General features: G+C 72.1%; 14 protein-coding genes and 1 pseudogene. 9 read left to right on the forward strand and 6 right to left on the reverse strand.

The window, feature by feature from the left end:
* Positions 1 to 79: 79 nt before the first annotated feature.
* The 3 genes and pseudogenes from IPK81_17590 (at position 80) to IPK81_17600 (ending at position 4,949) form a co-directional block, all read left to right on the forward strand.
* Positions 80 to 2,010: pseudogene (locus IPK81_17590) on the forward strand (TRAP transporter fused permease subunit).
* A 341-nt stretch (positions 2,011 to 2,351) separates the two neighbouring features.
* The gene (locus IPK81_17595; GenBank protein QQS11379.1) at positions 2,352 to 3,992 is read left to right on the forward strand and encodes an amidohydrolase; all 1,641 of its coding nucleotides are present in this window, start codon (positions 2,352 to 2,354) and stop codon (positions 3,990 to 3,992) included.
* Positions 3,993 to 4,022: 30 nt separating this feature from the next.
* Positions 4,023 to 4,949, forward strand: a complete 927-nt coding sequence (locus tag IPK81_17600) for a GTP-binding protein (GenBank protein QQS11380.1) — start codon at positions 4,023 to 4,025, stop codon at positions 4,947 to 4,949.
* Between the two features lie 195 nt (positions 4,950 to 5,144).
* Here IPK81_17600 and IPK81_17605 read toward each other — a convergent pair whose 3' ends face one another.
* From IPK81_17605 to IPK81_17615, 3 genes are all read right to left on the reverse strand, one after another.
* The gene (locus tag IPK81_17605; GenBank protein ID QQS11381.1) at positions 5,145 to 6,230 is read right to left on the reverse strand and encodes a M14 family metallopeptidase; all 1,086 of its coding nucleotides are present in this window, start codon (positions 6,228 to 6,230) and stop codon (positions 5,145 to 5,147) included.
* A gap of 121 nt (positions 6,231 to 6,351) precedes the next feature.
* The gene (locus tag IPK81_17610) at positions 6,352 to 6,987 is read right to left on the reverse strand and encodes a hypothetical protein (GenBank protein ID QQS11382.1); all 636 of its coding nucleotides are present in this window, start codon (positions 6,985 to 6,987) and stop codon (positions 6,352 to 6,354) included.
* A gap of 77 nt (positions 6,988 to 7,064) precedes the next feature.
* On the reverse strand, positions 7,065 to 8,651 hold the full coding sequence (locus IPK81_17615) for an ABC transporter substrate-binding protein (GenBank protein QQS11383.1): 1,587 nt from the start codon (positions 8,649 to 8,651) through the stop codon (positions 7,065 to 7,067).
* A gap of 219 nt (positions 8,652 to 8,870) precedes the next feature.
* Between IPK81_17615 and IPK81_17620 the strand changes: the two genes are divergently transcribed.
* Complete coding sequence (locus IPK81_17620; GenBank protein QQS11384.1) at positions 8,871 to 11,744, forward strand: hypothetical protein; 2,874 nt, start codon at positions 8,871 to 8,873, stop codon at positions 11,742 to 11,744.
* Between the two features lie 11 nt (positions 11,745 to 11,755).
* On the opposite strand, the gene IPK81_17625 is transcribed toward IPK81_17620, so the two are convergent.
* Positions 11,756 to 13,297, reverse strand: a complete 1,542-nt coding sequence (locus tag IPK81_17625) for an AMP-binding protein (GenBank protein QQS11385.1) — start codon at positions 13,295 to 13,297, stop codon at positions 11,756 to 11,758.
* Between the two features lie 119 nt (positions 13,298 to 13,416).
* Here IPK81_17625 and IPK81_17630 point away from each other — a divergent pair, with 119 nt between their 5' ends.
* The 3 genes from IPK81_17630 (at position 13,417) to IPK81_17640 (ending at position 16,765) form a co-directional block, all read left to right on the forward strand.
* Positions 13,417 to 14,307, forward strand: coding sequence for an AEC family transporter (locus IPK81_17630; protein ID QQS11386.1), 891 nt, complete (start codon positions 13,417 to 13,419; stop codon positions 14,305 to 14,307).
* Positions 14,308 to 14,426: 119 nt separating this feature from the next.
* Positions 14,427 to 16,280 (forward strand): CoA transferase, encoded by a 1,854-nt coding sequence (locus tag IPK81_17635; GenBank protein QQS11387.1) that lies wholly within the window; start codon positions 14,427 to 14,429, stop codon positions 16,278 to 16,280.
* Between the two features lie 134 nt (positions 16,281 to 16,414).
* Entirely contained in the window at positions 16,415 to 16,765 is a 351-nt protein-coding gene (locus IPK81_17640; GenBank protein QQS11388.1) for a hypothetical protein, read from the forward strand.
* 105 nt (positions 16,766 to 16,870) lie between these two features.
* On the opposite strand, the gene IPK81_17645 is transcribed toward IPK81_17640, so the two are convergent.
* Together IPK81_17645 and IPK81_17650 are read right to left on the reverse strand one after the other, a co-directional pair.
* The gene (locus tag IPK81_17645; GenBank protein QQS11389.1) at positions 16,871 to 18,655 is read right to left on the reverse strand and encodes a stimulus-sensing domain-containing protein; all 1,785 of its coding nucleotides are present in this window, start codon (positions 18,653 to 18,655) and stop codon (positions 16,871 to 16,873) included.
* On the reverse strand, positions 18,621 to 19,379 hold the full coding sequence (locus IPK81_17650) for a response regulator transcription factor (GenBank protein ID QQS11390.1): 759 nt from the start codon (positions 19,377 to 19,379) through the stop codon (positions 18,621 to 18,623). The genes IPK81_17645 and IPK81_17650 overlap by 35 nt, the downstream gene beginning before the upstream one ends.
* 64 nt (positions 19,380 to 19,443) lie before the next feature.
* Between IPK81_17650 and IPK81_17655 the strand changes: the two genes are divergently transcribed.
* Together IPK81_17655 and IPK81_17660 are read left to right on the forward strand one after the other, a co-directional pair.
* On the forward strand, positions 19,444 to 20,190 hold the full coding sequence (locus IPK81_17655; GenBank protein ID QQS11391.1) for a HugZ family protein: 747 nt from the start codon (positions 19,444 to 19,446) through the stop codon (positions 20,188 to 20,190).
* A 245-nt stretch (positions 20,191 to 20,435) separates the two neighbouring features.
* Positions 20,436 to 22,073, forward strand: a complete 1,638-nt coding sequence (locus IPK81_17660; protein ID QQS11392.1) for a phosphoenolpyruvate carboxykinase — start codon at positions 20,436 to 20,438, stop codon at positions 22,071 to 22,073.
* Positions 22,074 to 22,095 lie beyond the last annotated feature (22 nt).

Here is a 22,095-nt window from a genome sequence, read left to right on the forward strand (position 1 = left end):
GCGCGCCCGCGCGTCAAACTGCGCGGCAATGAAGGAACGGGCGTCCATCGACGGACCCGGCCGGGGAGGATCCTCTCTAATGACCGCGAATGTTGAGGCCGGCGCCATCGAGCTCGCGCCGGAGGACGGCGGGCGCGACCGGCTGGCCGGATTCGCCTACTGGCTTGCGCTCGTCGTGGGCGGCGCCGGCGTCGTCCTGACGATCAACCAGACTTTCAATCTGCATCTGCTCGGCGGGCCGATCATCGACACCTCGTTCTACTACGTCCTGCTCGGCATCTTCCTGTCCCTCGCCTTCCTCGCCTATCCCGCCCGCCGGGTCGACCGCGACGCGATCCCCTGGTACGACTGGGCTCTGTTCGCCGCCGCCATCGCCACCACCGGGTACCTCGCGTGGCACGGCGGGCGCATCGTGGCCGAGGGCTGGGACCTGGCCGCGCCGCCGACCGCCGTCGCGGTCGCCGGCGTCGTCTGCGCCCTTGCGCTCGAGGGCGTGCGTCGCGCGGGCGGCATGGTGCTGTTCGCGCTCTGCGCCCTGTTCGCGTTCTATCCCATGTTCGCCCACCTGATGCCGGGCTTCCTCTGGGGTCCGGGCAGCGGGTTCGCCGAGACGTTGAGCGCGCACGCGATGGGCGTCGAGAGTGTGATCGGCGTCCCCCTGCGCACGGTCGCGTCGCTGCTCGTCGGCTTCCTGATCTTCGGCTCGGCGCTGGTCGTCACCGGCGGCGGGGAGTTCTTCATGGCGCTCGCGATCGCGCTGATGGGCCGGACGCGCGGCGGCCCGGCCAAGGTCGCGGTGCTGTCGAGCGGCTTCTTCGGGTCCCTGTCGGGCAGCGTGATCTCGAACGTGGTGACGACAGGGCAGATCACCATCCCGACGATGAAGCGCGTCGGCTATCCGCCGCACTACGCCGGCGCGGTCGAGGCCTGCGCCTCCACCGGCGGCGCGCTGATGCCGCCGGTCATGGGCGCCGTCGCGTTCATCATGGCCGAGTTCCTGAACGTGTCCTACGGCACGGTGATGGTCGCCGCCGTGGTCCCAGCGCTGCTCTACTACGGCGCGCTCCTGCTGCAGGCCGACCACTACGCTGCGCGCAACGGATTGAGGGGCCAACCGGCGGAGGAGATTCCGAGGCTGCTGCCCGTGATCAAGGAAGGCTGGCACTTCCTCTTCAGCCTTGGCCTGCTGACCTACCTGCTGCTGGTGATGAAGCGGGAGGCGCTCGCGCCGTACATCGCGACGGTCGTCCTCGTGGGCACGACCATGCTGTTCGGCCGCAAGCGCTTCGGCCTGGCGGGGTTGCGCGACCTCGCCATCGACACGACGCGTAACGTCGTCAACATCGTCGCCATCCTCGCGGGCGTCGGCTTCATCGTCGGCGCGCTGTCGTACACCGGAGTCGGCGGCGCCTTCTCGCGCGAACTGCTCCAGTTCGCTGGCGGGAACGTCCACCTGCTGCTGGTGCTCGGCGCCCTGACGAGCTTCATCCTCGGGATGGGCATGACGTCGAGCGCCTGCTACATCTTCCTCGCGGTGACGCTCGGTCCGGCCCTCATCGAGGGGGGCTGAACCCCATCGCCGCCCACCTGTTCATCCTCTACTGGGGGCTCATCAGCTTCATCACCCCGCCGGTCGCGCTCGCGGCCATCGCCGCCGCCAGCATCGCGAAATCCGATCCCTGGCGCACCGGCATCTGGGCCATGCGCCTCGGCCTGGTGAACTTCGTGCTGCCGTTCCTGTTCGTGCTGAACCCGACGCTCATTCTGATCGGCTCGCCGATGGACATACTGCACGACGTCGCGAGCGCCTGCTTCGCCATCTGGTTGCTCGCCGCCGGACTCGAGGGCTGGCTCTACGGCGTCGGCCGCATCGGCTGGGCGTCGCGCGCGCCGTTGATCGCCGCGGCGCTGGGTCTGCTGACGCCGGGGGCCGTCACCGATCTGATCGGCGCGGGCATCGCCGCCGCCGTCTACGCCGGCAACCTCCTGGCGCGCCGCCGCGCCGCGTAGGCCGCGGGTTTCTCCGCCCGCCGGAGGCCGACTGCGTTCGACCACCACGCGACGTGCGCCGGTAGGCGAGCCGCACGCCGAAGCCCGCCGCGCGCGACGTGAACCAGCTTCGGCTTTCACGGTTGAGCCGCGCGACCCCGACCAGAGGCGGCGGCCGCCGTCCGTGCAAGCTCTCGGTCCCCGCCTGTAGGCGGGACACCCTGTCAAGCCGCGGCATTCTCGCCTCGGGAAATATTCACCGCGCGCGAAGCCGTCCACGCGCCCACCGCGGCTCTGGCCGCCGTCGCCACGGACCGATAGCTTGGCCGCGGTCCCGCCCCTCCGCCCCGCACGAGTGCCCGATGTCCCCGACCACGATCTTCCGTGCCCGCCGCATCCTGACGATGAATCCCGCGCGGCCGGAGGCGACGCACGTCGCGGTGCGCGACGGCCGCATCCTCGGCGCCGGCGCGCTGGAGGAGCTGGCGGGGTGGGGGCCGCACACGCTCGACCTGCGCTTCGCCGGCATGACGCTGATGCCGGGCCTGGTCGAAGGCCACAGCCACGCCAGCGAGGGCACGTTCTGGCGCTACGCCTATCTCGGCCGCTTCGACCGCATGGATCCGGACGGCCGGGTGTGGCCGGGCGCCGACTCGATCGACGCGGTGGTGGCGCGGCTGTCGGAGGTCGACGCCGCGATGGCCGACGCGGCGGCGCCTCTGTCGGGCTGGGGCCTCGATCCGATCTACTACGGCGACCGCCGCGTGGCGCGCGCCGATCTCGACCGCGTCTCGACCACGCGGCCGATCGGCGTGCTGCACGCCAGCGGCCACATCCTCAACGTCAACACCCGCGCGCTGGAGCTGGCCGGCATGCTGCGGCCCGGCGTCAACCATCCCGGCGTGCCGCTGGGCGGCGACGGGCTGCCGACGGGCGAGCTGAAGGGGCCGGACGCGATGACGCCGGTCGGCGGCTTCGTCGGGTTCGACCGCGAGGCGCTGGCCGACGACGAGCCCGGCCTGCGCCGCTTCGCGCGGCTGTGCGTGCGCAAGGGCGTCACGACGGCCACCGATCTCGCCAATTTGTTGCCGGACGAGGCCGTCGAGATGATGCGCCGCGTCACCGGCGAGGCGGGCTTCCCTGTGCGCATCGTCTCGCTGCGGCGCTTCCAGGCGATCGCGCCGGCGGCGCTGGTCGAGCGCGCCGTGGCGTTGCGCGCGATGTCGACCGACCGGCTGCGGCTGGGCGCGGTGAAGGCCTTCGCCGACGGCTCGATCCAGGGATTCTCGGCCCGGCTGCGCTGGCCCGGCTACTTCAACGGCGCGCCCAACGGGTTGTGGTACACGCCTCCGGAGACGCTGCGCGAGCTCTACGGGCTGGCGCTGGCCGCCGACGTGCTGGTGCACACCCACACCAACGGCGACGAGGCCACCGAGATGGCGCTGGACTGCCTCGAGGCGGCGCTGAAGGGCGCGCCGGCGCGCGACCACCGTTTCACGCTGCAGCACTGCCAGATGGCCGACGCGGCGCAGTTCCGCCGCATGCGGGCGCTGGGGATGTGCGTGAACCTGTTTCCCAACCACCATTTCTACTGGGGCGACCAGCACTACGCCACGACCCTCGGGCCGGAGCGGGCCGAGCGCATGAACGCCTGCGCCACGGCGCTGGCGACCGGCGTGCCGATGGCGATCCACTCCGACGCGCCGGTGACGCCGCTGGGGCCGCTGTTCACGGCGTGGTGCGCCGTCAACCGGCTGACCGCCAGCGGCCGCACGCTGGGCGCCCATGAGCGCATCGGGGTCGCCGACGCGCTGCGCACGATCACCCTGGGCGCCGCGTACACGTTGCGGCTCGACGGCGAGGTCGGTTCGATCGAGGCCGGCAAGCGCGCCGATTTCGCGGTGCTGGAGGACGATCCGCTGGAGATCGGCGCCGAGCGCCTGAAGGACGTGCGCGTATGGGGCACGGTGCAGGGCGGCCGCGTGTTTCCGGCGGACGGCTGACATGGCGTGCGCGCCGGCGCGGGGCATGTCGTGAGCGCCGCGCTGCCCGTCACGGTGATCGGCGGCTATCTCGGCGCCGGCAAGACGACCTTGGTCAACCACCTGCTGCGCCACGCCGGCGGGCGTCGCATCGCCGTCATGGTCAACGATTTCGGCGCGCTTGCGGTCGACGCCGATCTGATCGAGGCCGAACGCGGCGACGTGCTGGACATCGCCGGCGGTTGCGTCTGCTGTTCCTACGGCAGCGATCTGATGGCGGCGCTGATGGAGCTGCCGCGGCGGCGGCCCGATCTCGACCACGTCGCGCTGGAGGCGAGCGGCGTGGCGCTGCCCGGCGCCATCGCCAGCGCCGTGCGCTTGCTGCCGGCCTACGCGCTGGACGGCGTCGTGGTCGTGGCCGACGCCGAGACGGTGCGCGCGCGGGCCGCGGACCGCTACATCGGCGACACGATCGACCGGCAGCTCGCCGCCGCCGATCTGGTGATGCTGAACAAGACCGACCTCGTGGCGCCGGATGCCGCCGCCGCGACCGCGCGCTGGATCGAGACGCGGGCGCCGGGCGGCCGGGTGGTCGCCACGCGGCGCTCGGCGGCGCCGGTCGAGGTCGTGCTCGGCGCGCGGACCGGCGCGCCGCCGCCGGTCGCGCCGGGGATGACGCCGGGCGGCGTCGACGCCGCGTCGCTCTACGATTCGTTCACCTTGCGGCCCGAGGCGTCGCTCGACCTCGCGCGGCTCGGCGCGGCGCTGACGCGCGCCGAGACCGGATTGCTGCGGGCCAAGGGTTGGCTGCGCGACGGCGCAGGCGCGCTGCGCGGGTTCCAGCTCGTCGGCGCGCGGTGGGAGGTCGCCGACGCGCCGGCGACGGCGCGCGCGCCCGGGTTGGTGTTCATCGGCCTGCGCGCGCATCTCGACCGCGACGCCGTCACGCGCGCGATCGACGCGGCGCGGGTCGGGTAGCGGTCGTCAGGATTCGATGGAAGCGCTCCCTCGGCGCGGCATCTTTGTCATCCCGAGCGCGGCGAGGGATCCAGGCGCCGGTCGTGGATCCCTCGCCGCGCTCGGGATGACAGTGGTGTCGGTCCGGCGCCGTTCGAGGTCGCCGCGTCAGCCCGCGCCTCTTGGTTGCGTCCTAGGTCCGCGCCCCGGGCCGGCCTAGATCGACGCCAGCCCCGCCAGAGCGGCGCGCTGGATCTGCTGGGCGCGCGGGTAGCAACGGTCGCGCCAGTTGTCGCGGTCGGGATAGAACGCGTCGCGCAGCTGACGCTGGATGCGGCGGCCGGCCTCGGTGTCCGGGTCGCCGTGCGTGTGCAGCCAGTTGTCGGCCAGCAGCGCGGTCTGAACCTCGGCGGCCGGCAGCGTGCCGACCTCGATCGCTGCGGCCACGACCGTCGCCTCGGGCAGCCAGCGCGTGAAGGCCATGCGGAGATTGCCCTCGATCACCGGCGACTCGCTCTCGCCCGCCTCGGGCGAGGTCACGGCCTCGCCGAACCAGCGCCGCGCCAGCGCCAGCGGCTCCGAGCCCGTGGGATGGCGGCAGATGATCTCGGAATGCCCGTAGGGGCCCAGGCCGGTGTGGAAGTCGATGACGCAGACATGGGTGGCGCCGTCGAGGTAGCGGGACACGATCTCGCCCATGGTGCGGTTCGACCAGCACGGGGCGGTGCCGCCGTAGAACAGGCCGTGCGGATGGGTGTGCTGGCCGGCGCTGACGGCGGCCGACAGCGCCCGCGCGCCATGCGCGGCGGCGTAGTCGGCCAGGCGCGTCGCGATGGCGCGCGTCGTGCCGGCGTTCCATTCGCGCGGCTCCAGCCACGTGGCCACGTCGAGATAGCCTCGGTTCACCGGCAGCGGCCGGTCGAAATCGAGGAAGTTGCGGTTGATGTCGATGTTGTCCTCGTTGACGCGGCGCATCCACGAGAAGCCGTAGGGGTTGGTGGCGTGCACGGCGAGCACGGCGGTGCCCGCCGGTAGCGCGCGCGGCCCGCCCTCGCGCAGCCAGCCGACCTGGCAGGCCGAGCCGTAGAAGCCCTCGACGCCGTGCGTGCCCGAGCATGTCACCAGCACGCGCGTGGCGTCGGCGGGGCCGATCCACGCCGTGTCGGTGGCCAGCGCCTCGCCGTTGACGCCCTTGAGCGGATGCGGCCAGCCCGCGACCTCCACGCCGGCGTCGGCGCAGGCGGCGCGGAACTTGGCGCGCGCGGCGGCGTAGTCGGCGGCGAAATGGTCGAGAGGCGCCATGCTGGTCTCCTTCCGGCCGGTGGGCGCGTCCGGCGTCGCCTTCCGTCGGAACGAAGCGGCGCCGCGCGCGGAAGACGACCCTTCCATCGCGCGCCACGGCTGTCCACGGGATTTGCCGGCGTCAGCGGCGGCGGTACCGCCAGACGCCCATCGGCGGCAGGTTGCGCCATTCGCGGACGACGAACTCCGCTTCGAGGCCCGCCGCATCCACGATCGCGGGATCCAGCGGCGAGCGGGCGCCGTAAGTGTACTGCGTCACGGCGCCGCCGGGCGGCATCAGCTCGAACGCCGACTCGTAGTAGCGCCGCGCCGCGTCGGCCGCGACCACGCGCATCGGCAGGCCGCTGAGCACGGCGCGCGCGCCGCGCACGCCCGCGGCCGCGAGCGTGCCGCGCAGGTCGATGGCGTCGCCGGTGACGATGCGCAGGCCGGGGATGCGCTCGGCGAGGAAATCGCACATCGCCGGATCGCGCTCGATCACCACCAGCCCGTCGAGCGGGCATCCCTGCCGAAGCAGCGCCTCGGTGATCGGCCCGGTGCCGGCGCCGGTCTCGACCACCGGGCCGCCGCCCCGGGCCGTCTCCAGCACCGCGCGGGCGATCCGGTCGGCGGTCCACACGCTGCTGCGGAACGGTCCGCCGACGGCGGTCGGCGCCCGCCACCAGCCGCGCGCGAACGCCCACCGGTCGCCGCGCGCCGGTGGACCGCCGGACAGGATCGCCGTGCGCGTGGTGGTGGTCGGTCCGGTCGTTGGCATGGAGTGTCGCCGCGTCGGTCGTGGTCCGCCGCCAAGCTAAGCGCGGCGGGCGGGGGGGCGTCAACCGGCGGGCGTCGCTAGCTCGCGGGCGCCACGCGCCACGCGAAGGTCAGGCCGTCGGCGCGCGCGGCGTAGGTCAGGCCGCGCTTCATGGCCCACAGCCGCGGCTCGAAATACAAGGGCAGCACCGCGAAATCCGCGATCGCCAGCCGCGACGCCTCCTCCAGCGCCGCGCGCCGGCGGTCGGGATCGACGGCGCGCAGCGCCTCGGCCAGCGCCGCGTCGACCGCCGGGTTCGAGTAGCGGCCGCGGTTATTGTCCCCGGCGCCGCGTTCCGGGCTGGGCGTCGCCACCAGCGCGCGCAAGGCGTCGCCCATGTCGCCGGACGCCGTGTTGCGGACGGCCAGATACGCGCTGTACCGGTGGTCGTCCCGGTTCTTGAGGAAGGCCGACGGCGCGCTGGCCTCCACCTGCGTCTTGATGCCGACCGCCGACCACCGCGCCGCGACCGCGGCCGCGACGCGCGTATCCTGCGCGAAGGCGCCGTTCGGCGCGCCGAGCGTCAACGAGAAGCCGGCGGGGTAGCCGGCCTCGGCCAGCAGCGCGCGGGCGCGCGCCGGATCGGATTTCGCCGGCGCCGCGCCACGCCGGGCGCCGAACATCGGGAATGGCAGGAAATCGCCCGCGGCCCACCCTATTCCGCCGAGCGCGTCGGCGACCAGCGCGTCGCGGTCGATCGCCAGCGACAGCGCCTCGCGTACGCGGCGGTCCTTCAGCGGATTGCGCCCGCCGGCGTCGGGGATGCCCGGCGTCGGCTCGGCGAAGTGGTCGAGATGGACATGGACGGCGCGGGTCGAGGGCGCGCGCGCCAAGGCGAGCCGCTGATCGCCCGAGAGACGCGGCAGATCGGCGGCCGTCGGCGCCTCGATGATGTCGACGTCGCCCGACTCGAGGGCCGCGACGCGCGTCGTGGCGTTGGGCAGGACGTGGAAATCGACGCGCGTCCACGCCGGCGCGGCCCCCCAGTAGGCGTCGTGCCGGGTCAGCGCGAGCTCCTTGCCGCGGGCCCACGCGGCGAAGCGGAACGGGCCCGTACCCACCAACCCCTCGCCGCGGTTCAACTCGTCGGTGGTGCGGCCCTCCGGCGCCGGACCGGACGCGGCCTGGCGCGAGACGACGCGGATCGCGGCGAGATTGGCCGGCAGGGTCGGCAGCGGAACGCTGGTGCGGATCCGGATGGTGGCGTCGTCGACCGCGTCGACGCCGGCGACCTGCCGGAGCAGCGGCGCGAACGGCGCCGCGCTGTTGGGCACGCGCGCGGCGCGCGCCAGCGAGAAGACGACGTCGGCGGCGGTCAGGTCGGAGCCATCGTGAAACCTCACGCCTGCGCGTAGCTTGAACTCCCACGTCGTGTCGTCGACCGCGCGCCACGATACCGCCAGCGCCGGCGCGAGGTTGAGCGCCTCGTCGCGCGCCACCAGCGCCTCGAACATGTGGGCCGCGATCTGGACGTCGGCGGGGACGTTCTGGAAATGCGGATCGAGAGCGCCGGGCTCCGCCGCCAGGCCGACGCGCAGTTCGCGCGCGGAGCCGCGCGCGCCCGCGGCGAGGAACGCGCCGCCGAGCGTGGCGAGGGCGGCGGCGCGTCTGGCGATCTTCCTCAATGCCGATACTTTCCGACTTCCGGCGCCCGCGCGGCGATCACGCGCGGACGGTCGCCGCGACACTAGTGCGCATGCCCGCTTCGCCGCAAGGCTGGCGGAGGCCGGTCCGGTGTGGTCCGGCTCACGTTGTGGTGGCGGTTCACCGGCCATACTCTCGCCATCTGTGGCGGTCGATCCCGGCCGCCGCACCCGGTTCCCGTCCATCCGACGAGGGATGCCATGTCCGCGACGCCACCTGATCCGCCGTCCGCCGCCGCGCCGCGCCTTCTCGACCACGTCGCCGGCGGATGGTGGGCTGTCCGCGACGTCGGCCGCGTCATGGGCGCCACGCGCGCCTCGCTGCTGTCGGTGGCGATCGGCGGCGGGTTGATCGCGCTCACCGACCAGGCGCGCGACATCGTGATCGCCAGCGCCGCCGGCACCGGCGGCTTCTGGGACAAGGTCGGATTCGTCGTCGTCACGCTGTTCTGGGCCGTCTCCGCCTGGTACTGGGCGCGGATCACGCTCAGTTTGAAATTCGCGCTCCCGGCGGTGAGCTATCCGGCGCCGTCCGGCCGCGCGATTAAGGCCGTGCGCGCGGGCGGGACGGACACCCTCGCGCGCAAATGGGCGTTCCGCGTCGCCGTCGCCGCGTCGCTCGTCGCGCTCGTCGCCGCCATGTACTTCGGCCGCTGTCTCGGATGGTCGCTCCTCGTCCTCGCGACGTTGTGCCCAGGGGCGTTGTGGTACGGCCTCGGCGCGCGCGCGGACCGCCCCGAGGCGTGGCGCGACTGGTGGAGCGACAACGTGCCCCGTCTGCTCGGAACCGCGGCGATCGGGTCGCTCGCGGCGGCGTTCTGGCAGGCGCGGGAGGTCTACGAGGTCGCCGACGATCCCGCCGCCGGCGCCTTCGTGATCTGGACCTTCGCGTATTTCGCGCTGGCGGTCGGCTTCCACGGATTCACCGCCAACCGCGCGGCTCTCATGGCCGCCATCGCCGGGATCGGCGCGGCGAAGAAGGTTCCCGAGAGGTTGCGGCGCGATCTGGCCGTCGATGGCGCCGGCGCCGCCCGCCGTCTCTACGACCACCCTGGCGAGATCGAGAGCCGCCTCGCGCGCGTATTCCTCGGCGGCAGCCTCCTGCTGTCGCCGGTCATGTTCGGATTGTTCGCGTGGGCGCCGGTCGGCACGGCGGCGGCGTTCGGCGACGCGGTGCGCGCGGTTCTGTTCGGCCTGGCCATCCTCGTCGCCGCCGTGAACGCCCTGGCGCTCGCGTCGGCGCGGTACCGCTTCCCCGTCCTCGGCGCGCTGATCGTCTGGATGGCGGCGGGCACGATCGTGTTCGGCGACAATCACGACGTCCGGCTCGTGCGCGACGACAAGGGCGTCGCGCCGCCGGCGCCCGTCCGGGCGACGCTGGGCGAGGCCTACGAGGCGTGGTGGAACGCCAACGCGAGGATCACGACGCCGCTCTGGTCGTCGCCGGCGGCGGGCGAGCGGGCGGCGAGGTCCGTCTCGGCGCCGCCGCTCGTCGTGGTGGCGACCGCCGGCGGCGCCAGCCGCGCCGCGTTCTGGACCAGCCAGGTGCTCGGCGAGATCGCGGCCCGCGAGGACCATTTCGCCGAGCGCCTGTTCCTAATCAGCGGCGTCTCGGGTGGATCACTGGGCGCCGCCACCTTCCGCTCGTTCGTCGAGGCCGAGCGCCGGCGTGGCACCGCGGGGCCGCGTATGGAGGGCGCCGCCGTGCGGTCGGCGGCGTTCCTGCGGAACGATTTCCTGACCCCGGCGATGGCGGTCGGGCTGTACGTCGACCTGCCGCTGCACGTCGCGCCGTTCCTCGGCAGGTGGTGGCTACCGGCCGATCGCGCCGCCGCCTTGGAACGGGCTTGGGAGGAACACGCGGGCGGGCGCGTCGATCACGCCGGCGCCAAGGGCTTCGCGTGGTCCGGCGGGTTCCTCGCCGCGTTCGGCGCCCGGGACCGGCCGTGGCCGATCCTCGCGTTGAACGGAACGTCGGTCGAGAAGGGCAAGCGGATCATCGCGTCGAACGTCGATTTCGCGCGCAGCGGCATGGCGGGCGACGTCAGCCGCTACGACGTCTTCGCGACCCTCGGCGCCGACGTCCCGATCAGCACGGCAGCGACGATGAGCGCGCGCTTTCCGATCATCTCGCCGACCGGCGGCTTGCGCGACCGCGGGGGAGTCGTGCGCATGCGCGTGACCGACGGCGGGCTGTTCGAGAATTTCGGGGCGGCGACGGCGGACGACGTGCTGCGCTACCTGGTGGAGCGGCGCGCGGACGCGCAGGCAGCGACCCGCGCCGCCGTGCCGATCGCCATCCTGATCAGCAGCGACCCGTCGCTCGATCCGCTCGACGCGACCACCAACACGGGCGTCTGGAACGGACGCCTGCCGCCCGCCGACTGCGCGCCAGCCGACGGCATCGTGCCGGCGCCGACGCCGCATGTCGGCAACGGCTGGCCCGAGTGTCCGTTCGAACCGCGCGGCGCGGCGGCGATCGGTCTCGATCCGCTCCTCGCCCTGTACGGCGGCCGCGTCGCGCGCGGGGAGCTGGCGGCGACGGCGCTCCAGCAGCGCGTCGTCGAGAACGTGCGTTCGATGCGGGACCGGCTGACCGCCCGCGTCCTGGCCGAGGCCGGCAAGGACATCGGCGCCATCGACCCGGACAGGACCGCCGAGACTCTGAGATCCCTCAAGGACGCGCGGTGGATCGTCGAGCGCGATCTCAAGCGGCGTCTCGGCACGCACGACCACGTCGACTTCTTCCATTTCCGCCAGTGCCGTCTCGACCGGAAGAAGGGGCCGACGATGAGCTGGCACGATTCCGAGGCCGCGTGGGGCGCGATGGAGTCGATGCTGGGGATCGACCCGGCCAAGGGCGACCCGTGCGGCAATGGTGCGGAGCTGTTCCGCCTCTGCGTCAGGCTCGCCCGGCTCACGGGCGCCGCCGCCGACGACAAGGAGGCGACGCTGTCGTGCGAACGCCGGGAGCCGCCGCGCCGGGCATGGACGAAGCCGGACGCGTGGGGATGCCGCGAGGTCGGCGAGGGCGGCGACCGCCGCTGGTACTGCGGCGTCGGCGCGGCGCGCTGACGACCGCGCGCCTAGCTTCCCGCCACGCGCCGGGTGTGGCCGGCCCAGAACGGCTCGCGCAGCTCCTTGCGCCTGATCTTGCCGACCGGCGTCTTGGGCAGCGCCTCGGCGCGCACCACGACCTTGCCGGGGCGCTTGTAGTTGCCCAGTTTGGTGGCGCAGAGCTCGATCAGCTCGGCCTCGGTGACCGTGGCGCCGGGCTTCACGGTGCAGACGGCGCACGGCGTCTCGCCCCAGCGCTCGTGGGGAATGCCGAACACCGCCACCTCGACCACGTCGGGATGGTCGCTCAGCGCGTTCTCGAGCTCGGCGGGGTAGATGTTGAAGCCGCCGGAGATGATCATGTCGCCGGCCCGGTCGACCATGTAGACGTAGCCGTTGGCGTCGATGTAGCCGACGTCGCCGGTCTTCACCCAGCCGTCGACGATGCGCTCGGCGGTCGCCTTCGGGTCGTTCCAGAAGCCGCTCATCTGGCCGTCGCACTTGCCGACGATCTCGCCGATCTCGCCGCGCGGCAGCGGCTTGTCGTCCTCGCCCCAGATCTCCAGCCGGGCGTAGGGCAGTGGCATGCCGCAGGCGCGCAGCGGCGTCGAGCCCTCGACGTCCTTCGCGAACCACTGCCTCGGCCCCATCATCGCGATCGGCAACACCTCGGTCTGGCCGTAGCCTTGGTACATCGCGTGGCCGAAGTGCTTGAACGCGGTCAGCGCCGTCTCGTCGGCGATCGGCGCGGCGGCGACGCACATGCATTTCATGCCCGAGAAGTCGCGCTTCTCGATCCCCGGCACGCGGTTGATGGCGTTGAGCATGGTCGGCACCATGAACATGTACGCGATGCGCTCCTTCTCGAAGATCTCGACCACGGCGGCGGGATCGAATCGGTCGAGCATGACGTTGCGGCCGCCGCCCAGCCAGATCGGCAGGAAGAAGTAGCCCGAGCCGTGGCTGATCGGACCGATATGCAGGCAGGCATCGCCGGGCTCGACCGGCGGATAGGCGTAGAACCAGTCGCGCGCCGTCGCCAGCCAGCCGCGGTGCGTGATGGCGACGCCCTTGCTCTTTCCCGTCGTGCCGCCGGTGTGGCGCAGGATGTAGTAGTCGTCGGGGGCGATCGGGACGTCGGGCTCGACGTCGGAATGCCGCGCCAACCAGGCCTCGTAACCGGCGTCGCGCACGAGGACATGCTCCAGCTCGGGAAGCTGCGCGCGCAGGCCCTCGATCTCCGGCAGGTACTTCTCGTCGACCAGCAGCGCGCGGCAGCCGGTGTGGCCGATCATGTGGACGTGGCTCTCCGGCGCGTTGCGCGGATAGAGCGGCACGCGGACGATGTTGGCGATGCCGGCGCCGAGGAAGAAATCGCTCGACTCCAGCCGGTTGTCCTCGAGCACCGCGACCCGGTCCTGCGGCCTCAGACCCAGCGCCAGCAGGGCGTTGGCCATGCGCGCGCCGCGCTCCCACGCCTGCGCGAAGGTCAGGCTGCGGTCGCCGAACCGCACGGCCTCGCGGTCGGCGTGATACTCGGCGGCGCGGCGCATCTGCGTGCGGACGTCCATGGTTCGATCCTCCCGGGCGTTGCGATTCTCCCCATCGTGCCACCACCGCGGCGGCGAATAAAGGCGGTGGCGTCGAACGGCGTTGACGCGGGCGGCGCCCGCGGGCCTTGTGGGCGGCCGTGACGTTCGATCTGCTCGCCCGCATCTTCACCATCGTCGCGCCGGTGCTTCTGGTCACCGGCGTCGGCTTCCTGTGGGGCCGGCTGCGCCGGCCGTTCGACGCCGCCGTCGCCACGGCCCTGGTCTCCGGCATCGCCGCGCCCTGCCTGATCTTCTCGACGCTCACGCGGCTGGACGTGTCGGGCTCGGCGCTGGGCCGGATCGCGCTGGCGACGGTCTGTTGCTACGCCGCCATGGGCGCGCTCGGGCTCGTGGCGCTGCGGCTGGCGAAGCTGCCGGCGCATTCCTACCTGCCGGCGCTGATGTTCCCCAACGGCGGCAATGTCGGGTTGCCGCTGTGCTTCCTCGCGTTCGGCGCCGAGGGGCTGGCGCTGGGCATCGCATGGTTCGCGGTCGGTGGATTGGGGCAGTTCACCGTCGGCGTCAACATCGCCGCCGGCAGCTTCGCGCCGCGCAGCCTGCTGCGGCAGCCCATCATCTACGCGCTGGCCGCGGCGCTGGCGTTCATCCTGACGGGCACGCGGCCGCCGGAGTGGATCGGGCGCACGACGGAGATCCTCGGCGGCATGCTGATCCCGCTAATGCTGCTGTCGCTGGGCGTGTCGCTGGCGACGTTGACCATCGCGCGCCCGGGCCGGGCGTTCGCGCTCTCGGTGCTGCGGCTGGCCGGTGGCTTCGCCGTCGGCGTCCTCATCTGCTGGGCGTTCGGGCTGACGGGCGCGGAGCGCGGCGTGATCCTGATCCAGTCCTCGATGCCGGTGGCGATCTTCAACTACCTGTTCGCGCTGCAGTACAAGCGCGAGCCGGCCGACGTCGCGAGCATGATCGTCATCACGACCGTGGCGTCGTTCGTGACGCTGCCGTTCCTGCTGGCGTACGTGCTTGGATAGACCGCTCGACCCATGCCGGGAGCGCAACGATACCATGCGCCGCCGCCGCGCGCGGTCGCGCCGGCCGCGCCGGCGCGCTACGGTCGCGCCGCCAACGCTGGACGCCACGGGAGAGACGCATGCCGCCGCTCGAGGGAATAAAGGTCGTCGAACTGGCGCAGAACCTGGCCGGGCCGTTCTGCGCCGAGATCCTGTCGCATCTCGGCGCCGAGGTGATCAAGGTCGAGAAGCCGGGCATCGGCGACGACGCGCGCAACTGGGGCAAGGCGTTGTCGGGCGGCGCGGGAGCCTCGTTCAACGCCATCAACCTCAACAAGAAATCGGTCGTGCTCGACCTCAAGGATCCGGCGGCGCGGGCGAAGCTGCTGCCGGTGATCGACGCCGCCGACGTGGTCGTGCAGAACATGCTGCCGGGCGCGCTGGAGAAGCTCGGTCTCGGCGCCAAGCACCTGATGGCGCGCAATCCCAGGCTGATCTACTGCTCGGTCAGCGCCTACGGCAACGCCGGCCCGAAGCGCAACGAGCCCGGCTACGAGCCGATCGTGCAGGCGTTCTCGGCGATGTCGATGATGTCGGGCTGGCCGGGCGGGCCGCCGATCCGCATGGGCACGCAGGTGCTCGACCACGGCAGCGCGATGTGGGCGGCGATCGGCATCCTGTCGGCGGTGATCGAGCGCGCCAGGACCGGCAGGGGCAAGCTGGTCGAGACCTCGCTGTTCGAGACGGCGACGGCGTGGTGGATGAACCCCTACTCCAACTACGCCGCGACCGGCGACGTGCCGGAGCGCCATCCCTCCGGCAGCAACGGCGTCGTGATCTTCAGCGGCTTCGACACCGCCGACGGGCCCATCGTGATCGCCGCCGGCAGCGACCGGCTGTTCCACAAGCTCGCGGACGCGCTGGGCAAGCCGGAGTGGAAGACCGAACCGGGCTACGCCGACAACCGCGGCCGCGTCGAGCGCAAGGACACGCTGCTGGCCGAGTGCCAGGCGGTCCTCAAGACCAAGCCGCGGGCGCATTGGCTCGAGGTCATCACCGCCGCCGGCGTGCCGTGCACGCCGATCAACACGCTGCCGGAGATGCTGGCCGAGCCGCAGACCGCGGCGATGGGCATGCTGCAATCCGTGCCCGAGCTGGACGCCGACGTGAAGCTGATCGGCCTCCCGCTTCAGTTCGACGGCGAACGGCCGAAGTTCCGTCGCCGCGCACCGAAGCTGGGCGAGCACACCGCCGAGGTGCTGGGGCGAGGGCTGACGCGCGGGCGTCGTCAGGACGCCGGCCGCGCCGCCAGCCAGGCGCGGATCTCCTTGGTGAGTTCGGCCAACCGTTCGTCCGCCATCGCGAAACCGCCCTTGCGATGCCGTTCGACGTCGTCGACGGCCGTCAGCGCCGCCTCGGCCGGCCCGCGTTCTCCGGTCGCCTTGGCGAGCAGCCACAACGTCTGGGCCAGCATCGCCTGCGCGTTGACCCAGTTGCGGTCGCCCTCGCGGCCCGCGCGTTTGGCCTGCGCGGCGCGGTACTCGTCGACGCAGCGGCGCAGCGTCGCCGCCGCCGCGGGCTCCTGTCCGTCGACGACGCCCATCAGGCGGGCGGAGGCGAGGTTGATCATCGCCGCCGCCTCGTTCTCGTCGTCGCCCAAGGCGCGCAGCGCGGCCGCCGCGGCCTCGAAATCGTCCAGCGTGCCGGTGTCGGGGGGCCCGCCGGCGCGCGCCGCACGCAGCATGCCGAGCGTGGCGCGAGTCGAGCGGGCGTTGGCCACCATGCGCGCCAGCTCCGGCTCGCCGTCGGCGTCGGGCCAGGCCACCGCCTCGTCGAGCAACGCCCGCGCCTCCTCGACCTTGGCGTCGTCGTCGTCGTGGCTGGCGCGGTTGATCAGCGCCTCCGCGAACCTGACCCGCGAGCGGACCCTCGTGACGGCGTCGTCGCGGCCCTCGCAAGCCGGCAGCGCCTCGCGCCAGATGGTCAGGGCGTAGTCGATGGCGTCGCCGTTCTCGTCGATCTCGCCGAGGTCGAGAAGGCCGTCGGCGAATAGCCGCAGCGCGTCCGCCGCCGTGCCGGCCTCGTCGTCGTGCGCCGGGCCGCGCGCCGCCATCGCCTCGCGGATCTCATGGTAGAATTGAAGCCCGACCCGCATCTCCTTCGCGGCGCGGCGGTCGCGGCCGACCGCGATGAACGCCTCGCCGACATAGCGACGCATGGTGGTGTGGGCGGCGGGATCCTCCGGCGGATCCGGCCGCTCGTCGAGAGAGCCGGCGACGCGACCGCCCACCTTCGCGAGGCGCTCGTAGAGCGCGATGTCGCCGGATTGACGGGCCGTCAGCGCGGCGGACATGAACGCGATCGCGCCCAGCGCGTCGGGCACCTCCTGTGCCGGCATCCGGCCGATGGCGTCCAGCGCGGCGGGACTGTCGAACCGCTGGATCGCGTCGATGGCGCTTTCGATAAGCGCCTCCAATAAGTCGGACATCATCAATCTCCATCGCACCGGGCCGGATCCGGTATGGAGATGAATACTATTAGGAGCGGATAAGATTATAAAGACACTTTATACGAGTATTCCAGCTCAGGCCGCCGGCAGGGCGATGGTGAACCGGGCGCCCAGCACCCGGCCGTCGGCGTCGCGGCGGTTGCCGGCGGCGATCGACCCGCCATAGGCGTCGACGATCTGGCGGCAGATCGACAGGCCGAGGCCGGAGTGCTTGCCGAACTGCTCCGCCGAGGGCCGCTCGGAGTAGAAGCGCTTGAAGATCGATTCGAGGTTGGCGTCGGGGATGCCTGGGCCCTGGTCGTCGATGGTGACGACGATGCGCTCGCGCTCGCGCATGGCGCCGATGGTGATCGTGGCGCCGGCGGGGCTGAACGACAGCGCGTTGTCGACGACGTTGCGGAACACCTGGCCGTAGCGGCCGTCGTGGCCGATGGCCGTGAACGGTCCGCCGCCCAGCAGATCCAGCGCCACCCGCACGCCGGCCTTGGCGGCCGAGGTGGCGTTGTAGCCCTCGGTCATCGATGTCAGCAGGCCGCCGATGTCGACGGCGTGGATCTCGCCGCGCATCAGCTCGGCGTCGAGGCGCGAGGAGTCGGAGATGTCGCTGATCAGGCGGTTCAGCCGGTGCACGTCGTCGAGCACGATCGCCATCAGCCGGCCGCGCTTCTCGGGATCGTCGATCCGCGCCGCGACCTCGACCGCCGACCGCAGCGAGGTCAGCGGGTTCTTCAGCTCGTGGGCGACGTCGGCGGCGAACATCTCGATCGCCTCGATCCGCCGCCACAGCGCGTCGGTCATGGCGCGCAGCGCGTCGGCCAGCTCGCCGATCTCGTCGTTGCGCGCGCCCACGTCGGGCATGCGCGGCGCCCCGTCGCGGGCGTGGCCGATCTGGTCGGCGGCGCGGGCCAGCCGCTGGATCGGCCGCGCGATGGTGCTGGCGAGGAACAGCGACAGCAGGATCGTGGCCGCCAGCGCGATCGCCGACAGCCGGAACATGTCGAGCCGCACCGGCGCACGCGCGGCGATGGCGCGGTCGTCGTGCGTCAGCATCAGCGCGCCCAGCACCTGCTTGTAGCGCTGGATCGGGACGGCCGCCGACAGCACGAGCCGGCCCTCCGCGGTCCGCCGGACGGTGCGCGTGTTGACGCCGCGTAGCGCCTGCTCGACCCACGGGTAGTCGCGGGCGACGGGGTCGGGCAGGTCGACGTACTCGCCGTCGGAGCGCGCCACCCGCAGCCGCGCGTCGATCCAGTCGTTGGCGCGGGTGAACCAGGTGCGGGCCGGCGGCTCGGCGTCGGGCGGCGGCAGCGCCGTCGAGGTGATGCGGCTGCGGTCGCGCAGCACCCGGGTGTCGCCCAGCATCTCGCCGGTCTCGGCGAACAGCCGGCCGCGGATGCCGATCGGGTTGGTCAGGCGCAGCATGAGCTGGTTGGCCTGCTCGCGCTCGACGCGGTTGATGGTGGTCTCGCTGCCGCGCACCGCGCCCTCGCCGAGGCCGGTGGCGACGATCTCGCCGTGCACGGTGAGCGCCGCCAGCTCGGCCTCGATCAGCGCGTCCTCGTAGTCGCCGAGAAACACCACGCCGGCCGCCAGGAAGGCGATCGGCAGCATGTTCATCAGCAGGATGCGCCGCGTCAGCGGCGAGAAGCGGCGGTCGCGCCGGCGTCGGCGCAGCAGCGACGACGGCGCGTCGGGTGGCGGTTCCGGCTCCGGCGCGCGGGGACGCCGCGCCGGGAACAGCCAGCCGGTCCGCCACCGCCGCCACCACGAGCGCGTCGCGGTGGAGGATGTGGCCGGATCGGGCGGATCTCCGTCCGGCGGGCGTCTACTGCCCGTCCCGGTACCGGTATCCGATGCCATAGAGGGTTTCGATGTGCTCGAACGTGTCGTCGGTGTCGCGGAACTTCTTGCGCAGCCGCTTGATGTGGCTGTCGATCGTGCGGTCGTCGACGTAGATCGTCTCGCCGTAGGCGGCGTCCATCAGCTGGTCGCGGTTCTTGACGTGGCCCGGCCGCTCGGCCAGCGATTTCAGCAGCAGGAACTCGGTCACCGTCAGGTTGACCTGCTTGCCCTTCCACACGCAGAGGTGGCGCGACGGATCCATCGTCAGGTCGCCGCGCACGATGCGCTCGCCGGCCTCCTTGGCCTCGCCCGGCGCGGCCTTGTCGGTCCGGCGCACGATGGCGCGGATGCGCTCCAGCAGCAGGCGCTGGGAGAACGGCTTCTTGATGTAGTCGTCGGCGCCCATGCGCAGGCCGAGCACCTCGTCGATCTCCTCGTCCTTCGACGTCAGGAAGATCACCGGCAGGGCCTGGGTCTTGCGCAGGCGGTTGAGCAGCTCCATGCCGTCCATGCGCGGCATCTTGATGTCGAAGATCGCGAGGTCGGGCGGGTTGGCGTTGAGGCCCTCGAGGGCGGCCGCGCCGTCGTTGTAGGTCTTGACCGTGAAGCCCTCGGCTTCGAGCAGCATCGACACCGAGGTGAGGATATTGCGGTCGTCGTCGACCAGGGCGATCGTCTTCTTCACCGGAAATCTCCCGTGCGCCGGCGGAACCGGCCAATGCGCGTCCTTTGAGCATACCATGCGCGGCCGGGGAAGGGGCGCCGGCCGCCTTGAACTACGCCCGCCGGCCGGGCAGGTTGCCGTCATGACGGAAACCGCTCACGCCACCGCGTTGCGCCAGGCGCGGACCCTGATGCGCTCGCGCGACCGCGCGACGCTGGCCACCGCGCTGCCCGGCGACGCGGCGGGCTGGCCCTACGCGTCGCTGGTGCTCGTGGCGGTCGACCACGATCTGGCGCCGATCCTGCTGATCAGCCGCCTGGCCGAGCACACCAGGGCCATCCTGGCGGACGGGCGCGTGTCGCTGCTGTTCGACGGCACCGCCGGGCTGGACCAGCCGCTGACCGGCCCGCGGTTGACGGTGCTGGGAACGGCCGTCCAGGACGACTCGCCGCGGCCTAGGGCGCGTTTCCTGGCGCGCCATCCCGACGCCGCGCTCTACGCGGGTTTCGGCGATTTCGCGATCTACCGCGTGGCGGTGGCGCGGGCCCATCTGGTCAACGGCTTCGGCCGGATCGACTGGATCGACGGCGCCGCGCTCCTGCCCGACACCGCCGGTGTCGCGGCGTTGATCGAGCGCGAAGCGGACATCGTCGGCCATATGTACGAGGACCACGCCGACGCGGTCGATCTCTACGCCAACCGTCTGCTGGGGCGTCCGGGCGCGGGGTGGCGCCTGACCGGAATCGACGCCGACGGCTGCGACCTGCGCCGCGCCGGCGAGGTCGCCCGGCTCGACTTTCCCGAGCCGGTCCACGACGCCGAGGCGGCGCGCCGGGCGCTGGTCGCGCTCGTGAAAAAGGCGCGCGAGGCGAGGTCCGCCGCCGCTTAGCGTCGCGTCGACGCCTAAATCCTCTGGGCGCATACCGGGCCGCCGCGCTGCCTGTGGATGCCCGGCCGGCCGTTCGCTGGGCGGAATCGCCATCCCTAGAATTGCCGCGTTCGCGGCCGAAAAGCCCCCAGCCGGCGGTTGCCGGCTACCGGGGCCGCCACTATGTTGCGGCCGCTTTACGTCTGGGGATGGGAACGTCGCGCCCCGCGCCGACGGTCGACCTGTAATATCAGGAGTACTGGATCGTGCACCAAACGGGACCGGTCATCAGCAAACACGGCCTCGACATTCTGGGGTCGAAAGGCTCCGGCAACGTCTCGTATGGATTGGGCAACCTCGGGAGCGTGCACTGGAACCTGTCGGTTCCGGCGCTCTACGAGCACGCGATCCGGCGCGGCGAGGGCGTGCTGGGCAAGGGCGGCGCGCTCTGCGTGCTGACGGGCGTGCATACCGGCCGCTCGCCCAACGACAAGTTCTTCGTGCGCGAGCCGTCGAGCGAGAGGCACATCGACTGGGGCAAGACCAACCGGGCGATCGAGCCGGCCAAGTTCGAGGGCCTGCTGGCCCGCATGCTGGCCTACGCGCAGCGCCGCGAGCTGTTCGTGCGCGAGTGCTACGCCGGCGCCGATCCCGCGCACCGAATCGGCGTGCGCGTCATCACCGAGAACGCCTGGCACAACCTGTTCGCGATGAACATGTTCCTGCGGCCGCCGGTCGAGGACCTCGCGGAGTTCCTTCCCGACTTCACGATCCTGCACCTGCCGTATTTCCAGGCCATTCCCGAGATCGACGGCACCCGCTCGGACTGCGCGGTGGTGTGCGATTTCGGCCGCCGGCTGGTGACCATCTGCGGCACTTGGTACGCCGGCGAGATCAAGAAGTCGGTGTTCACGATCCTGAACTACCTGCTGCCCGAGAAGAACGTCCTGCCGATGCATTGCTCGGCGAACATCGGGCCCGCCGGCGACGTCGCGATCTTCTTCGGGCTGTCGGGGACGGGCAAGACGACGCTGTCGGCCGACGCCTCGCGCACGCTCATCGGCGACGACGAGCACGGCTGGGGCGACCGCACGGTCTTCAACTTCGAGGGCGGCTGCTACGCCAAGGTGATCAAGCTCAGCCGCGAGGCCGAGCCGGAGATCTACGCCACGACCGGCCGCTTCGGCACCGTGCTCGAGAACGTCGTGGTCGATCCGCACACCGGCGCGCTCGACCTCGACAGCGCGAGGTACGCCGAGAACACGCGCGCCTGCTATCCGCTGGACTTCATCCCCAACGCCAGCGCCACGGGCATCGGCGGGACGCCCGACAACATCGTGATGCTGACGGCCGACGCGTTCGGCGTGCTGCCGCCGATCAGCCGCCTGTCGCCCGAGCAGGCGATGTACCACTTCCTCAGCGGCTACACCGCGCGCGTGGCCGGCACCGAGAAGGGCGTGAAGGAGCCGCAGGCGACGTTCTCGACCTGCTTCGGGGCGCCGTTCATGGCGCGCCATCCGACCGTCTACGCCAAGATGCTCGGCGAGAAGATGGCGAAGCAGAACGTGAAGTGCTGGCTGGTCAACACCGGGTGGTCCGGCGGCGGTTTCGGCGTCGGCGAGCGGATGTCGATCCGCCACACGCGGTCGATGGTGCGCGCCGCGCTCGACGGGCGTCTCGCCCAGGTCGCGACGAGCGCGGATCCGAATTTCGGCGTCCACGTGCCGCAGACCTGCCCGGACGTGCCGTCCGACGTGCTCGATCCGAAGAGCAGCTGGCGGAACAAGACCGCCTACGACACCGCCGCCCGCGACGTGGCGCAGCGGTTCGAGTCGAACTTCAAACAGTTCGAGCCGTCGGTCGACGACAAGGTCAAGAAGGCCGCGATCCGCGCCGCCGCCTGACCGGCGATCGACACACCGCGCG

Source organism: Rhodospirillales bacterium (genome assembly GCA_016699855.1).
Taxonomy (GTDB): domain Bacteria; phylum Pseudomonadota; class Alphaproteobacteria; order Reyranellales; family Reyranellaceae.